Source organism: Bacillus sp. Medicinal_06 (assembly GCF_056711665.1).
On record NZ_JBWYHD010000006.1, the window covers coordinates 31921 to 47881 of the forward strand.

Below are 15961 nucleotides of genomic sequence, written 5' to 3' on the forward strand. Positions count from 1 at the left end.
ACAAATATATAAATCCAATAAAAAAAACGAACATCAAACCATTCTTTTCAGATTGGCGAGAGCATCCGGCCATGCATAGAAGCGGTCAGTGCCTTTTTTCGCCCCATGCCATGTGAAAACAGAAGGAAAAAATGAGTGAAAGTCTCTGTCTGTTCTCCATAGCCATAATTTATCTGTTAGAAAATCAAATTAGATTTATATAGAAAGGTGGTTTTGATATGGATATTAGATGGAAAAGTGAAGATGTTATTTTTGACACACTAAGGGAAGCTGAAGTATGGGCTGACTCGATCGCAAACGAAATATACGGAAGAACGATTGACGGGTATATAACACCTGACTATAAGATTGCTTACGCTCTGTCATTTTTCTTAGCTTCTGTTCCTACCTTCATCGTTCACACAGAAGAAGCGGTAATTACAGATTCATTTATTTATAAAGTCTGGGTAACCACTTTAACCAATGCTGGGTAAAAAAACATTCAAAGGATACCTCTCAATCCTCCCCTTCTCTGTATAATTATGGTACAATCAAAAGGAACGTTTGTTCTCATAAAAAAAAGGGGGATTATAAAACATGATTCAACCAAAGATTATTAAAAAAGAAGCTTTCCAAGCCATCGGTATTTCTATCACAACAAATAATGAAATGGAAACATCAGCTGAAGGACAGATTCCTCACCTATGGAACCACTACTATCAAGATCAAGTCATGAATCAAATTCCTAATAAAAACGCTCAAACAACACTAGCATTGTATTCAGATTACGAGTCCGATGAAACCGGAACATATACATACACAATTGGTATGCCGGTCTCTTCACTAGACACAATCCCTGGAAATATGAAATTTCTTACAATACCTACTCAGACATATGCAGTATTTACAACACGTAAGGGTCCTGTATCAGAAATCGTATACGAAACATGGCAAGATATTTGGAACTGGTCAAAAGAAAATAAACGCGCTTTTACAATTGACTTTGAGCTCTATGATGAAAGAGCTATTGATCCAAATGATGCACAGGTTGATATTTATATCGCACTCGCTTAATCCATTTCATACATTAATATTATTCTGCACTCTTTACCTCAAAAGACACAGCGAATCTTCGCTGTGTCTTTTTTGTTACTACACTACATTTTATAATGCAATCCATATTTATCAGTTCATTACATATACATTCAATTTCTCCAAACCTTACAAAACTGTGAGTTTTTTGTAAGATGAATCGATAGTACTTTACTGCATTCTACCGCATACTAAAAGTACAACAACAAACAATATTTCATGAGGTGATATATATGAACGGAAATAAATTATTATCTGCTTTTTCATACTGGAGTGTTTTCTTTGCTCCTATTTTATTCCCAATTATTGTTTGGATTATAGGTGAAAATGAAACGAAATCCCATGCAAAACGAGCGCTATGGACACATATTATTCCAAGTATCGCAGCCTTTGTAGGAATGATTGTAGTAGGAATTATGGGACTTGGTTCCAATCAACCTGATGTGACACTTGGCATCGGTGCGATTATTACTTTATGCATTTGTAGTATTATTAGCCTATACTTCTTTATTTGGAATATCGTAAAAGGAATTCAAGTCATGAAATCCTAACATGAAAAGCCATCAAACACTCCAAGCGGAGAGAACGTCTGATGGTTTTTTTATGTTTTCTACTGTAAGATGCCCCCCTCTTTTTTTGTCTTTAAAAATCCACTGGGCAAATCTTCTATTATTGTCTACAATGAAAAAGTACAGTATAGAAATATTAAAAACTGTATAAAACGATTGTTAACAGGATTTTATATTCATTTAAAATTGGTACATAGAAAGGAAGCAATATGGAGGAACTACAACAAAACAAATCTGCTCCAGTAGAAAGTGGAACACCTTTGCTAAAAAATACAAATTTCCTATTTCTCTGGGCAGCTACATTATTCTCAAGCTTTGCTTTAGCCTTTTTTACATTTTCCCAAACTTGGTACATAGCCAAAACATTAAATCTTGAAGCCTCACTAGGCGTTGTCTTTGTTGCGCTTAGCGTCCCAAGACTTATCTTTATGATTGTTGGAGGAGCTGTGGCAGATAAGTTTCCGAAAAAAAATATTATGTTTTACTCAAATATCATTCGTGCGCTTCTTGTCGCAACAATTTTAACTTGGTTTATCGTTGGTCATGTAACATTATATACGTTTGCTTTGTTTGCCTTGTTTTTTGGATTAGCGGATGCCTTCTTTTGGTCAGCGGACGGTTCCATTCTCCCTGAGCTTGTAGAAAAACACCGTTTAACACAGGCAAATTCACTTACACAAATGACAAACCAAGCGTCAGTCATTTTAGGACCTGTATTTGGTGGAATCCTCATTAAATTTAGTAATTATGAGACCATCTTTACCATTACCATTCTATTGCTCATTGTTGCTGCTATACTCGTCCAAAAAATTCAATATACCGTGCAAGTAGAACAGGATGCAGACAAAGGAATGTTTACATCTATTAAAGAAGGCATTTTGTACGTAAAGGAATCACCTTTTCTTTCAACATTCCTTATCTGTAGTGCCTTTCTAAATTTATTTTTAATCGGTCCAATGCAAGTTGGTTTCCCATTATTTATCAAAAACGTTCTTCATGGTGACTCGCTTCAATTTAGTTACTTAGAAGCCGCTGTTGGAGGCGGAATGGCAATTGGTGCTGTCATTGTTGGACTTAAAAATATTAATCGCAGACGCGGACTATTTTGCATCATTATGATGCTATTATCTGGCGTTTTCTTCTTATCCATTAACTTCAGTACAGCACTTTGGCAAGCACTACTCGCAGGCGCATTTTACGGTATTACCATTGCCATGGCCATCGTTCCATTAATGGCAATGATTCAATCTACTGTCAAAGAAGAAATGATGGGGCGTGTCATGAGCTTACTGATGCTGTCATCTATGGGCTTCATCCCGCTTTCCTATGCATTTACATCGCTCGCGCTTGCAGCTGGTATTCCGATTGTGACGATTATGAAAAGCGGTGCTATCGCTGTTATTGTCTTTGTACTATTTGTGGCGATTCGCGTTCCTGTTGTACGAAAATTCGATTGATCGAAAAGAGTCATGTATTATACGCATGACTCTTTTTTAAACGGATCGAATAAATCTACCTTTCTACTCCTTCTTATAGCCGCTCCCCACTCTAACCCAATATCTAAAAATAAATCGCGCATCGTACTATACAAAAGAGCCTTAACATCTTTACGAATTTCTCCTAACTTATACGCCCTGACAACACTTTTCACCCGCCATATAAGCTTCGCTCGCATATCTTCATCGACCATAAGTTGTTCCAAAAATACGCCTTGCTCTAATAATCCGCTCTTTTTATAAGCCAGTTCTACCTTACTCCAAAGTATATTAATCGTTTGCGGATTTCGTGACATCGGTACAATCGCATGTACAAACTGAACTGGAATATCATGACGACAATATGTTTCATCAAGCACATACGTTGTTTTTTCTTTTGTACTTCTTTAGAAAGGTTTTTAAAAAGAACCGTTTCCCTTTCTTCCCGTACCCCTTCCTCCTTACATCCATCTACACTTTCTCTCTTTTCACATGCGGACATTTCCATACGGTCATCCATGCGGTCAAGTGCAGTTTTACGAAACACATATAAGTTTGCACTATATCCCCCTCGCTTATATCTTTCTTTCGTAGGGATCTGCTCAATAATCCCAAGTTCCTCTAGTTTTGCAACAGAGCGACGCACCGTACGAATGCTTTTCTCTATCTTAGTCGCAATCGTCGCCATTAACGGACAAGCAACTCCAACTGTTTTTTGCTTTTCATTTACTGCATATCTTCCTAAAAACTGAATCACTAAAAAATCTGTTTTATTTATATTCTCTTTATAACGCACTAAAATTTGCTTTTGGTATGTATTAAATTCTTCTCTACTTTGAAATTCGCTATATGTTTTCATTAAATAATAGAAAGTTCCCATTTTTATCACCCCATATATAAATAGGTGCGATAAAGCAAAAGGGGTAATTGAATAATTTAAAAAGCGTAAAACATAAAAACAGGTCGCACTACAACATGCGACCTGTTTTACTTATCAATAAAAGCTATTGCTTACAATTAACCAACCCAAACACCATCATTATTAAATTTGTAATATTTACCATCAATCCATTTTGTTCCTGTTACCATCGTACCGAAAGAATCAAGGTAGTACCAGCTTCCACCAAGCTTTAACCACCCTTTATATTCAGATCCATCGCTCTTAAAGTAGTGCCAGTAATTACCGATTTTTTGCCAACCTGTTTGCATTACCCCGCCGTTATCAAAGTAGTAATATGTATTATTGATATAACGTTTTCCTGTTTCCATAATTCCGTATGATCCAAGATAATACCATTTTCCTCCATTAGATAACCAGCCTGTTTGTTTTGCTCCACTACTATTTAAGAAATACCAAGATCCTTTAATTTGAACCCAACCTGTTTGCATTGCTCCCGTGTTTTCATTTAGATAATAATATGTATATTTCCCTGTTTTTTTATCTTGAATGGAAACCCATCCTTTTTCCATTATTCCATATGATCCAAGGTAATACCATTTTCCTCCAGTTGCTAACCAGCCTGTTTGTTTTGCTCCACTACTATTTAAGAAATACCAAGATCCTTTAATTTGAATCCATCCCGTATGCATTGCTCCAGTGCTTTCATTCAGGTAGTAATATGCATATTTCCCTGTTTTTTTATCTTGAATTGACGTCCACCCTTTATGCATATATCCAAAAGAAGGATCAAGGTAATACCATTTCCCTCCAGTGGATAACCAGCCTTTTAGCTTATTACCATTTTGACCATAGTAATACCAATATCCATTTTGTTGAACCCAGCCCCTAGCCGCCTTAGCATAACTTACATTTGTAACTTTAGAAACTGTGTTATTCTGTTGAATAGCTTTGTTTCCATCTGCATAAGCTGCTGTTGGAATTAATAATGCAGCAGAAAGTAAAGATGTCATAATTACCTTTTTCATAAATTTTCCCCTTTTCAGAATATATATTTTCTATGCTATTTTACCAATTATCTGTAATACATTAAATGTTTTTTTACGATATTTATACAAATAAATTATAAGATAGTTATAAAATATAGATGATGTGTCTTTACTCTGCAATTTACTATATACTTTCATTAAATTATATAAAGATTAATGAACGATGATTTGATGATTCCTAATGACATGAGGTGAAAAACATGATTGTAATTAGTGCTTGTTTAGCTGGTATTGCTTGTCGCTATGATGGAAATGACAATCTAATCTCAAAAATAGAAGAGCTATTACAGAAAGAGGAAACCGTCCTTGTTTGTCCAGAAGTATTGGGAGGTTTGCCTACACCACGCCCCTCCGCAGAAATCATCGGTGGAAACGGTGACGATGTACTAGATGGAAAAGCAAAGGTAATAGATAAAGACGGAAACGATGTAACAGAAGCTTTTGTACAAGGAGCTTATAAAGCGTTGAAAGAAATAAAAGATTTAAATCCCGAATACATCATTTTGAAAGAAAAAAGTCCGTCTTGTGGTAGTTCTACTATTTATACAGGAGAATTTAATGGAAACAAACAAGAAGGTTACGGTGTGACAACAGCTTTATTTCGAAGACATGGCTTTACAGTAATTTCAGAAGAAGATTTTGAAAACAAATAAAGGAGTTGACCTACAAGGTCAACTCCTTCTTCATTATTTCACACCTAATTTTTCTTTCACTTTCGCAGGAAGCTCGTCTTTTTTCACTTCTTCCCAAGCTGTTACACCTTTTTCATCAGAGTGGAATACACGTAGGAACGCTTCTTTACGAAGGTTTTTCACAGCTGTAAATTCCATTTCTTTTTCTTTACCATCTTTATCAAATGCAGGTAACTTGTACTCAAATGATTTGTGCTTCTGACCACCATCTGCTTGTTCAATTTTTTCTTTTCCATCAACTGTAATTTGAACATAGTACTCATCTTTTCCCATACGGTTTAAATCGCAACCAACTAACATTGTCGCAAATACAACTAAAATACTAAAAAGTGCAATATATCTTTTCACGTCATTCACCTCATGTGTTTTTTTATTATGTTGTTATCATAGTCCTTTTTCATTTGAGGAGAAATTCAAAAACGTGACATGAACATTACACTTTTGTAAGATAACAAAAATAACCTCCTCACTTATATGTGAGAAGGTTAAGATTAACACTCTTCCGGCTTACCAGCATTCGTCGCTGTACGGAAAGATGATCCACATCCACATGATGCGATTGCGTTTGGATTATCAATTGTAAACCCACCGCCAAGCATCGATTGCTTGTAATCAATTTTTACTCCTTTTACAATCGGAGCACTTTCTTTATCAATAACAAATTCAACACCAAAAAACTCAAGAACTGTGTCGTCTTCATTTGGTTCTCTTTCAAATCCTAAACCGTAAGAAAGACCGCTACATCCACCGCCATGTACAGCAAGGCGAACGTATTTCTCTCCATCTTCAGCATCTTTCAACATATCCTTAATTTGAAATGCTGCTTGTTCTGTTACATCAATCATGAAATCCACCTTCCTTTCTTCTCTCGTTCTATTATACATCTTTACGCTTATATCTTGTACTCATACACTCCGCGGCAAATTACTTCTGCTGGACCTTTCATCAAAACGTTCCCTTCTTCTGTCCAGGCAATCATTAAATCGCCGCCTGCTAGATGAACCGTAATTTCTTCGCCGCGCTTCATTTTTTCATTTAACACTGCTGCCACAACTGCTGCACATGCCCCTGTTCCACATGCCTGCGTCACGCCTGACCCGCGTTCCCAAACACGGAAATTCATTTCATTGTCATTTACAATTTCAATGAATTCAACATTCACTCGTTCTGGGAACATTTCATGTGTCTCAAGCACCGGTCCTAATGTTGTAAGCGGCGCTTCTTCCACATCATCAACAAAAATAACCGCATGCGGATTTCCCATTGAAACACCTGTAAAGACATAGCGGTGATTATTATATAAGAAATCTTCACGAATGAATGGTGTTTCCCCTTCACCAAGCATCGGCAACTCTGCACGAGTTAAACGAGGCGCTCCCATATCAATTTTCACTAATGTAACAATATCACCTTCTACTGTTACTTCCGCTGTTACAATTCCAGCTAATGTTTCAATTGTAAAAACAGTTTCTTCTACTAGTTTATGCTCATACGCATATTTCGCTACGCAGCGCAGTCCGTTCCCGCAACTTTTCCCTTCTGAACCATCGTTATTAAACATACGCATTTTTACTGGCGCTATTTCCGATGGACAAATTAAAATCATGCCATCTGCTCCAATGCCAGTATTGATATTCGAAACCTTTTCCGCCACAAGAGCTAGCTCTTCCTCTGGAATTTGTTCTTCAAACATATTTACATATATATAACTATTTCCAAGACCATGCATTTTTGTAAAAGAAAATTGTTTCATCCTCATTCACTCCAAAAAAAATTTGTTGTTTTAAGTATAAAATGCATGCTTTTGGAACACAATAAGAACGTCCCCCGTTTCTCATATTTGACAACATTTTGATGGCTTTTATATAAGAGCCGTTCTTACACAAATCGTGTAAGAAAAAAGCCCTTCTCGGAAAGGGCCTTTTTTTATTTTATCGCGCTATTCACGGGCAGACCAATTAGTGAGAACTAATAATCAGTGCACTGAAGCCCACTGGTTAAAATTCTACTTTATACAAACATCCCTGCTATCGCAGCACTTAATAAATTGGCGAGTGTCCCTGCTACAATCGACTTTAATCCAAATTTAGCAATATCACTACGACGCGTCGGTGCCATTCCTCCAAGTCCACCAAGTAAAATAGCCACCGAAGATAAATTAGCAAATCCACAAAGAGCAAATGTAATCATTGCCGTCGTTTTTTCTGAAAGATTCCCCATTTGAGGAGCAAAATCAGTAAACGCTACAAACTCATTTAAAATTAACTTTTCTCCAATAAAACTTCCTGCTGTAATCGCTTCTGTCCACGGTACACCAATAACAAAAGCAAGCGGTGAAAAAATATAACCTAGTATGAGTTGTAGTGACAAATTGGGATAACCGAAAAGACCACCGATTCCACCAACAATTCCATTTAACAGTGCAATGATTGCAATAAATGCAATTAACATTGCCCCAACATTTAAAGCAAGTGATAATCCATCTGCAGCCCCACGTGCAGCTGCATCAATAACATTAGCTGGCTTTTGGTCATCATCTTTTGTGTCTTCCTCATGTGCCTTATGTACTTCTGGCTTTTCTGTTTCCGGAAATAATAGTTTCGCCATAATAAGTCCTGCTGGTGCCGCCATAACACTCGCAGCTAACAAATATTGAAGCGGTACGCCAAGCGCAGCATATCCAAAAAGAGTTGATCCAGATACAGACGCTAAGCCTCCGACCATAACTGCAAATAGCTCTGATTTCGTCAGACGCGGCATGTATGGACGAATTACAAGGGGTGCTTCTGTCTGTCCTAAAAAGATGTTTGCTGTAGCAGATAGCGATTCAGATTGACTTGTACCTAACAACTTTGCTAGTGCCCCACCGATAATTCGAACGACCCATTGCATAATTCCTAAATAATATAAAACAGCAATAACTGATGATAAAAAAATTAAAATTGGCAGTACACGAAACGCAAATACAAATCCAGCCATCTTCGTCGGATCCCCTAAGCTGCCAAATAAAAATAAAATACCGGCATTCGCAAAATCCATAATTCTTTGGACGAACTGTGTCACCTTCTCTAAAACCATTCGTCCTACATTCCACTCTAGCACGATAAAGCCAAATAATAATTGAATGGCAAGTCCGCCAAATATAGTACGTGCCGAGATCGCTCTTCTATTATTTGAAAGTAAATATCCAATCAGAAGAATAACGATAATTCCAGCGAGTCCCCAAATAATATTCATTTTGTCACCTCAAAGATTCAAATTCTTTGTTAGCATTTCCTTCGAAAGAATTTTTACTCTAATAGAATAGATGGCATAAAAAAAGACGTTGCTCATTTGCAACGCCTTAAAACATTGGATTTTCATCTAAGTAATCATATACATTTTTCACAAGTTCTTCTACTGTTGCCCCCTGCACAACTTCTCCGTTTACAAGTGCAAAAGGTCCTTCAAAACAAATACCACAATACCCTAAGCAGCCATACTCCATAACATCTAAATTCGGATCTTTTTCTAATTTCTCTAGTGCTGCTTGTGAGCCACTTGCAAGATTACCTACACAAAATTCGATTAATGGTTTAATCAAAATGCTCCCCCCTGTATCTCTAAAAATGAATCTATAATAAGAAAACTAAGCTGTTTCTTGTTGTTTTCATTACACTTGCTAAAATATTTAGTTGCTTCACTGTTTCATTTCAAACTAAAAGATCTTCGTTATATCAATTCACTTCGATTTCTCAGCATACAAATCACTGCTATGAAAACAGAAAAAGACCTCTACTTATTTCCTCCTTCTGCTTTCATGTGGCATGGGGACAAAAAAAGGCACTAACGACCGCTTCTATCCATCAGCGGACGCTCTCCACCCCAAAAGAAGAAGTTTATGTCAACTACATAACTTAATTGAAACAGTTTGCTCACTTTTCTTCTTATTGTACAACAGAGTACACATTCATGCATTGTTATTTGTTCACAAATTCGATATAATTTGAGTGAGTAAAGTCAAAATATTTTTTCAATATATAATTGTATGATTAGGGGATATTTCAACAGAAAAGGGGTAATCCATCATGAAACACCTCGTATTACTAGGTGGTGGCTACGGTGGGATGAGAATTCTGCAACGGCTTCTGCCAAACAATCAACTTCCAGATGATGTCCAAGTGACATTAATCGACAAAGTACCATACCACTGTTTTAAAACAGAATATTATGCATTAGTAGCGGGCACAATTTCAGAAACGCATATTCGCATTCCGTTTCCAGAGCACCCGCGTCTCAACATTCAATACGGTACCGTAACAAATGTTGATCTTGAAAACAAAGTCGTCCATCTCGATGGCGGTGAAGAAATTCAATATGATGATTTAATTATCGGACTTGGCTGTGAAGACAAATATCACGATGTTCCAGGTGCAAAAGAATATACACATAGCCTGCAATCTATTGAGCAAACACGTAAAACATACGAACAATTAAACAGTTTAGAACCTAACGCAACAGTTGCAGTTGTCGGTGCTGGATTAAGTGGCGTTGAAGTGGCAAGTGAACTTCGGGAAAGTCGTTCTGATTTGAAAATTTACTTATTTGATCGAAAGGATCGCATTTTATTCCCTTTCCCAGAAAAATTAAGTAGATACGTAGAAGAATGGTTCGTAAAGCATAATGTTACAATTATACGAAACTCTAACATTACAAAAGTAGAGCCAAACATTGTGTACAACCATGATGAACCGCTTGAATGTGATGCAATCGTATGGACAGCTGGTATTCAAGCAAATGAAGTTGTTCGAAACCTTCCAGTTGAACAAGATAGTAGTGGACGGGTTGTATTAACAAAATATCATAATATTCCGAATAATGAGCATGTTTATGTTGTAGGTGATTGCGCATCCTTACCGCACGCACCATCTGCACAACTTGCCGAAGGACAAGGTGAACAAATTGTCCAAATATTATTAAAACGTTGGAACAATGAAACACTTCCTGATGAACTACCTGTTATTAAATTAAAAGGTGTTCTCGGTTCTCTCGGTAAGAAACACGGATTCGGACTATTAGCAAATCAACCATTAATGGGACGTGTACCTAGACTTTTAAAGTCCGGTATTCTTTGGATGTATAAATATCATAATGGTTAAGAAAAAAAACAAGGGCAGGTTGCTCTTGTTTTTTTCTATTTTTCTCCTTTTTTGATACGATATGAATAGAATCAGAAAGGAGAAAATTATGTTTCTATTAAAAAATGTAATATATAAAGATATCCTGCACGTTCCTTACTTAGAGATTCACAAAGAAAAAATCACCTGCATTATCGGTGAAAGTGGCAGCGGAAAAAGTACATTACTTCGCATGCTTAATGATTTACAATCACCAACAGCCGGTGAAATTGAATATAATGGGACTTCTATTTCGTCTTATCCACCTATTCAATTACGCCGTGAAATTGTTATGCTAGGTCAAACACCACCTATCTTTGATGGAACAATAAAAGATAATTTGTTAATGGGACTTCGCTTTTCAGAGAAACCTTTTCCACCTAATAAAGCACTTCAAAAAGCACTAACAATTGTAAACTTAGAAAAAGATGTAACAAGTACCGCCTCTTCACTATCTGGTGGTGAAAAACAAAGACTCTCCTTAGCTCGTGTTTTACTTATGGACCCACCTGTTTATTTATTAGATGAGCCAACTTCTGCATTAGATGCTGATACAGAGAGGCGCGTCATGAAACAGTTTTCTGCCATTGCGAAACAAAAAAAGAAAACCGTTATCTTTATTACCCATTCACAAAGTCTCCCAGAAGAAATCGCAGATGACATTATTGAAATTAGTAAAGCTAAAGGTGCTATTAGAAAGGAAGTGCACGCACTTGAAGGGCGTTATTGAACTACAAATTTGGCAACTTGCTGCAGCATATATTTTCATTATCATTTTAATCGGACTTGTAAAACTAAAAGGAATACCTCGTGAAAAACAAATTACGATTGCTACATTACGCATGACTATTCAACTTGTACTTGTTGCATACGTACTTACATACATATTTGAAAATAGCAATCCATTTTATACAATTGCTATCATTACTTCTATTACGACATTTGCTATTTTTAACATTTATAAACGAGTAAACATCCCTATGTCAAAAGAATTGAAACGTGTGGCCGCACTCTCAATGATTGCGGGATCAATTGGGCCTCTTTTATTATTTATCTTTGTCATTATTGGACACGACCCTTGGTATGCTCCGCAATATATCGTTCCAATCGCCGGAATGCTTATCGGGAATGCGATGACCGGTATATCCCTCGGTGCGAATACATTCTTAAACAACATGAAATCAAGGCGCGAGCAGATTGAAGGAGCACTTATGCTTGGGGCCACTCCAAAACAAGCAGCTGCCCCCCTTGTAAGAGATGCTTTCGATTCAGCTATTTTGCCAACAATTAATTCCATGGTCGGAATGGGAATCATTAGCCTCCCAGGTATGATGACAGGGCAAATTTTATCAGGTGTTTCACCGTTTACCGCTATTCAATATCAAATTGCAATTATACTTGGTATTTCTGGAAGTACAGCTTTTTCTGTCATTATCTTTTTACAACTTGGGTATAAAACATTCTTTAATAAACGGTGTCAATTGAAAGAGATGGAAAAATAGTTAAGTATTTCAATCCAAATTATGGATATCATAGTAATAAATCTTTAAATTTGTATCGTTCAATAACGGAGGTATGCATAATGTATTATGTTAAATTAGTTAAAGGACAATCCTTCTATGCTTTTGATCATCGCTTCTTATTAGATCAAGAAGAACAAGTTACACAAAGGATTTTTAAATACCTATGCAAAAATGAGTTTTTCGAAGTACGTAAAGATGAGGATACTTCCACCGCGTAATAGTGAGTAGCTAAGTAGTGTGTAGGTTTAGGATCAATAAATTACTTTCTCTACAAACAGACCTCTATAGTAACTACTGCAGAGGTCTTAATATTTCATCCCTTATAATTTTTATATTATGTTTTTCTATTAAATATATTAAAATACTTATAGTTTCATCATGTTTTACACTAAGTTAAAATTTTACTTCATTTAAAATAAATCAATTTGTATTTCCCCCGCATTCACAGGCAGTAAAACCACCACTGATGGAAGTTTCACTTTATAAAGGTTTCGTTCTGCTCATTTTATACCAAAAGTAGAATCCAATAAAAAAAGCGTCGATACTATTTCTAGTATTGACGCTTTTTTTATCCTTCCCACTTCCTCCGGCACTCCTCTATCCCACTAAGCAGATACTTCTTCGTCATATCTGCCCGTTTCCAAATGGAAATCGTTCGTTTCTTTCCTTGATTATGACGTATCCGTTCTACCTCTTGTAACAAAGGCATCCATTTCCCAGAGGACGATTCCATCATATATTGTAATCCCTCATCTTTTGAAACAATTGTTTTATGCTCTAATGTATATAAAATACGCCCCATTGTGACAACAGCTGATTCTACCCATTCTTCAATTAGAAACAAGTATGGTTTTGACGCCTTTTCACTCCAGTACTGCTCTACGTTATATTTCATCGTTTCTACAACCTTACTCCATGGGGCCTCAAACAGAAGTTCACTTGCTTCTTCTCCAGTCACAGTAATTCCACGGTTCTTCAGTGTCCACCATGTCACAGCATTCACATCCCAGTGACCTACGTTAACTTTCCCGTCAGCACAATAGACATACTGCGGCATCTCTTGGTTTTGCTTCCCTAAATCAGCAAGTGGGATATACATACCGTCCATCCGTCCTCCGAGCTTACTTTCACTCAATTTTTTATGTAAATCACCTATTTGCAACTTCTCAAATTCACTGACTGTCTCTCTCGTTACCGTTACAAAATCAACATCACTCGTACCCAAATGAAATGCCCCTAGAGCAATTGAACCGTATACATATACCCCTACTAATTGTTCATTTAAAAAAATGTCTTGTAGTCCATTCACATATTGCTCCATTAGGTCCTTTACTTCTTCTGGTAACTCCTGTTTCACTACACCCTCCACATACATCCCCCTTAATAAAATTACCTTTAATAACTATTTTTTCCATATGAATTTGTAAGAAAAGCCTTTGCAATCACAAAGGCTTTTGTATTATAAATATTTCTCAATTTCCTCGTATACGTCCTTCAAACGAGGATTTCCTTCTCCAACGATTTCACCGTTTACAAGAACAACAGGATAAAATAAATCTTCTTCAATTACACGCTCTGCAAAAGCTTGCTTCTCAGCATCTTCTTGCTCTTCTTGAATATCAATGTATTCAAACTTGAATTTATCATCTTGTCCTTCATATTTGCGACCAATTGCCGCTTGTAGCCATTCAAATGTTTCGGCCGAAGACGGCATTCCAACGCAGCTCGCACAAATTACTTTCGCCCCATATACTTGAACATTTACCATCGTTTCTCCCCCATTTCCCTGTTCTAACAGTACCCTCTGGGGACTTCCCTCATAAGCACATCTCTTTACAAGTTCAATTCTTGTCCCCTATACTGAAAAAACACGTTGTAAACATGATACAATATTTTGACAATAAAACAAGAACAGAAAAAATAGATTTTCCCCTGTATCTTGATTATAATAAAATGGATGAAAGGAGTCGATAAAAATGGAAAACCCAAATATGCAAGAACAAGTACTAGAAGTATTAGATAAATTACGCCCGTTCTTACTTCGTGATGGCGGTGACGTTGAGTTAGTAGATATTGAAGAAGGTATTGTAAAACTACGCCTTATGGGAGCATGCGGTAGCTGCCCAAGTTCTACAATTACACTAAAAGCTGGTATCGAACGCGCACTACTTGAAGAAGTACCAGGCGTTATCGAAGTAGAACAAGTATTTTAATCTAAAAGCGGAAGCGGCTCGCTTAGAATGTGAGGGGGATGGAGTTTCTGACATAGAGGCGTTTTTTGCCTCGGCGGAAGAAGCGAAGCCACCGAACATTCTAGCCGCTGGAGCTAGATATCTCTAAAAGCGGAAGCGGCTCGCTTAGAACCACTTTCACTAAATATTTATAAAAAAGAGACCACAATTGGTCTCTTTTTTATAAATTTCTATTAAGATAACCAATCCAATTTTCGAATTCCTAGCTTGTCGATAGGTAAACGAAGGAATTCATAAAAATTCTTCATAAATTGCTCTGAACGGTTCACATCGTGTAAAATGTCTTCTAAGTGATCTCGATACATGCTTTTTTGTTCTTCATCTGCGGTCAGATAGTACTGTTCTACCGTTTCAAAGTAGCGAAGCGGAAAGAGAAGACGCGCAAAGAGAAGACGCCACCCAAAAGAAGAAAGTGGATAATTTTTCTGATAATCCGTTACAAACTGAAAAATTGTTTGTTCCCAGCCTTTCTTCTTTTCCATCGATACATAGCGAATCCATTCTGCCAAATCTCTACTTGGATGATCATATACCCAATCGATGGGAATTTTTAATTTATTCGTTTGCTGCCATAATAAAGGAGTGAAGCGTTCTTGGCAAATTGTTGCCGCATCAGCAAGCTGAGGTGTATCATCTATTTCTGTATCCACAACATATTGAATTGCATTTTCAGCAATGCCTAAATAATACGGAAAAGACTCCATAAATAGTTGATCGAATACATCTGACGGCTGATTCATAAGTTGTGATTGCCAAAACTTCTCTAATTGATCCAGCCTTTTTTCCCATAATGACTTCCATTCACCAATGCGACTTAATTGTTCTATTTCTTCAGGAAAAAAGGCGCCTCGTTTATGGAATAAAGAAAGCTCGCTACCTAACGAAGTAGCATGTCGATCGAGCAAACGCATACCTTTTAATAAACAGTAATTTTTTTCTTCTAGCTCACTTACATAGTAACCGTGCACTGTCGGAACAAAAGTCGCAACAGTAATATCCCCTTGCTGGTTCATATAATCGCTTAATTTTTTCATTTCAACAAGTACATCTTCCTCCATATTCCCAATTGGAAGAAGTACATAAATTTTATTGCGAATCCAAAAGCTTTTATAGGGGCCAAGGGGGATTAATTCTTTGACATGCATTTGATAATGCTCATAAATATGCTGAATCATCATAGTCGCCACCTATGGTTTTTCTATATATATATGAGCTTGTGCTCGCCTTTCATTCCTATGCACATGATAAAGCAACAAAACGTATACAAATAATAAAA

The 15961-nt window shown here is 36.7% G+C and carries 19 protein-coding genes and 1 pseudogene; 10 read left to right on the forward strand and 10 right to left on the reverse strand.

Going from position 1 to position 15961, the window contains the following annotated elements:
• Positions 1-224 precede the first annotated feature (224 nt).
• The 4 genes from AC1M36_RS15705 (at position 225) to AC1M36_RS15720 (ending at position 3097) form a co-directional block, all read left to right on the forward strand.
• A complete protein-coding gene (locus AC1M36_RS15705) occupies positions 225-473 on the forward strand; it encodes a hypothetical protein (protein WP_336453502.1) in 249 nt (82 codons plus the stop codon).
• Between the two features lie 103 nt (positions 474-576).
• Positions 577-1053: a GyrI-like domain-containing protein gene (locus AC1M36_RS15710; RefSeq protein WP_336453463.1), complete on the forward strand. Its 477-nt coding sequence runs from the start codon at positions 577-579 to the stop codon at positions 1051-1053.
• 251 nt (positions 1054-1304) lie between these two features.
• Positions 1305-1622, forward strand: a complete 318-nt coding sequence (locus AC1M36_RS15715) for a magnetosome magnetite crystal formation protein family (protein ID WP_098492748.1) — start codon at positions 1305-1307, stop codon at positions 1620-1622.
• A 227-nt stretch (positions 1623-1849) separates the two neighbouring features.
• Positions 1850-3097: an MFS transporter gene (locus AC1M36_RS15720; protein ID WP_336453462.1), complete on the forward strand. Its 1248-nt coding sequence runs from the start codon at positions 1850-1852 to the stop codon at positions 3095-3097.
• 17 nt (positions 3098-3114) lie between these two features.
• On the opposite strand, the pseudogene AC1M36_RS15725 reads toward AC1M36_RS15720, so the two are convergent.
• Together AC1M36_RS15725 and AC1M36_RS15730 are read right to left on the reverse strand one after the other, a co-directional pair.
• Positions 3115-3995, reverse strand: a pseudogene (locus tag AC1M36_RS15725) (helix-turn-helix domain-containing protein).
• A gap of 137 nt (positions 3996-4132) precedes the next feature.
• Positions 4133-5041 carry a PspC-like choline-binding domain-containing protein gene (locus tag AC1M36_RS15730; RefSeq protein WP_420792371.1) on the reverse strand — a complete coding sequence of 303 codons (909 nt, stop codon included), beginning with the start codon at positions 5039-5041 and terminating at the stop codon, positions 4133-4135.
• A gap of 221 nt (positions 5042-5262) precedes the next feature.
• On the opposite strand from AC1M36_RS15730, the gene AC1M36_RS15735 reads away from it, so the two are divergent.
• Positions 5263-5715: a 2-thiouracil desulfurase family protein gene (locus tag AC1M36_RS15735; RefSeq protein WP_336453461.1), complete on the forward strand. Its 453-nt coding sequence runs from the start codon at positions 5263-5265 to the stop codon at positions 5713-5715.
• Between the two features lie 33 nt (positions 5716-5748).
• Here AC1M36_RS15735 and AC1M36_RS15740 read toward each other — a convergent pair whose 3' ends face one another.
• From AC1M36_RS15740 to AC1M36_RS15760, 5 genes are all read right to left on the reverse strand, one after another.
• Positions 5749-6102 carry a YxeA family protein gene (locus AC1M36_RS15740; protein ID WP_336453460.1) on the reverse strand — a complete coding sequence of 118 codons (354 nt, stop codon included), beginning with the start codon at positions 6100-6102 and terminating at the stop codon, positions 5749-5751.
• Positions 6103-6245: 143 nt separating this feature from the next.
• Positions 6246-6599 (reverse strand): HesB/IscA family protein, encoded by a 354-nt coding sequence (locus tag AC1M36_RS15745; protein ID WP_098492694.1) that lies wholly within the window; start codon positions 6597-6599, stop codon positions 6246-6248.
• 47 nt (positions 6600-6646) lie between these two features.
• Positions 6647-7507: a diaminopimelate epimerase gene (dapF, locus tag AC1M36_RS15750; protein ID WP_479846029.1), complete on the reverse strand. Its 861-nt coding sequence runs from the start codon at positions 7505-7507 to the stop codon at positions 6647-6649.
• A 257-nt stretch (positions 7508-7764) separates the two neighbouring features.
• On the reverse strand, positions 7765-8991 hold the full coding sequence (locus AC1M36_RS15755; protein ID WP_336453458.1) for a NupC/NupG family nucleoside CNT transporter: 1227 nt from the start codon (positions 8989-8991) through the stop codon (positions 7765-7767).
• A gap of 106 nt (positions 8992-9097) precedes the next feature.
• Positions 9098-9337, reverse strand: a complete 240-nt coding sequence (locus tag AC1M36_RS15760; RefSeq protein ID WP_017150175.1) for a YuzB family protein — start codon at positions 9335-9337, stop codon at positions 9098-9100.
• A gap of 484 nt (positions 9338-9821) precedes the next feature.
• Between AC1M36_RS15760 and AC1M36_RS15765 the strand changes: the two genes are divergently transcribed.
• From AC1M36_RS15765 to AC1M36_RS15780, 4 genes are all read left to right on the forward strand, one after another.
• Positions 9822-10892, forward strand: coding sequence for an NAD(P)/FAD-dependent oxidoreductase (locus AC1M36_RS15765; RefSeq protein WP_336453457.1), 1071 nt, complete (start codon positions 9822-9824; stop codon positions 10890-10892).
• A gap of 88 nt (positions 10893-10980) precedes the next feature.
• Positions 10981-11640: an ABC transporter ATP-binding protein gene (locus AC1M36_RS15770; protein ID WP_336453456.1), complete on the forward strand. Its 660-nt coding sequence runs from the start codon at positions 10981-10983 to the stop codon at positions 11638-11640.
• Complete coding sequence (locus tag AC1M36_RS15775; RefSeq protein ID WP_336453500.1) at positions 11624-12412, forward strand: ABC transporter permease; 789 nt, start codon at positions 11624-11626, stop codon at positions 12410-12412. Before AC1M36_RS15770 ends, AC1M36_RS15775 begins: the two co-directional genes overlap by 17 nt.
• Positions 12413-12492: 80 nt before the next feature.
• A complete protein-coding gene (locus AC1M36_RS15780; protein WP_336453455.1) occupies positions 12493-12651 on the forward strand; it encodes a YqbF domain-containing protein in 159 nt (52 codons plus the stop codon).
• Positions 12652-13001: 350 nt separating this feature from the next.
• On the opposite strand, the gene AC1M36_RS15785 is transcribed toward AC1M36_RS15780, so the two are convergent.
• The gene (locus AC1M36_RS15785; RefSeq protein WP_336453454.1) at positions 13002-13802 is read right to left on the reverse strand and encodes a nucleotidyltransferase domain-containing protein; all 801 of its coding nucleotides are present in this window, start codon (positions 13800-13802) and stop codon (positions 13002-13004) included.
• 90 nt (positions 13803-13892) lie between these two features.
• Positions 13893-14201: a YuzD family protein gene (locus AC1M36_RS15790; protein WP_336453453.1), complete on the reverse strand. Its 309-nt coding sequence runs from the start codon at positions 14199-14201 to the stop codon at positions 13893-13895.
• 208 nt (positions 14202-14409) lie between these two features.
• On the opposite strand from AC1M36_RS15790, the gene AC1M36_RS15795 reads away from it, so the two are divergent.
• The gene (locus tag AC1M36_RS15795) at positions 14410-14646 is read left to right on the forward strand and encodes a NifU family protein (protein ID WP_000431179.1); all 237 of its coding nucleotides are present in this window, start codon (positions 14410-14412) and stop codon (positions 14644-14646) included.
• A gap of 212 nt (positions 14647-14858) precedes the next feature.
• Here AC1M36_RS15795 and yutH read toward each other — a convergent pair whose 3' ends face one another.
• Positions 14859-15860 carry a spore coat putative kinase YutH gene (gene yutH, locus AC1M36_RS15800; protein WP_336453452.1) on the reverse strand — a complete coding sequence of 334 codons (1002 nt, stop codon included), beginning with the start codon at positions 15858-15860 and terminating at the stop codon, positions 14859-14861.
• Between the last annotated feature and the right edge of the window lie 101 nt (positions 15861-15961).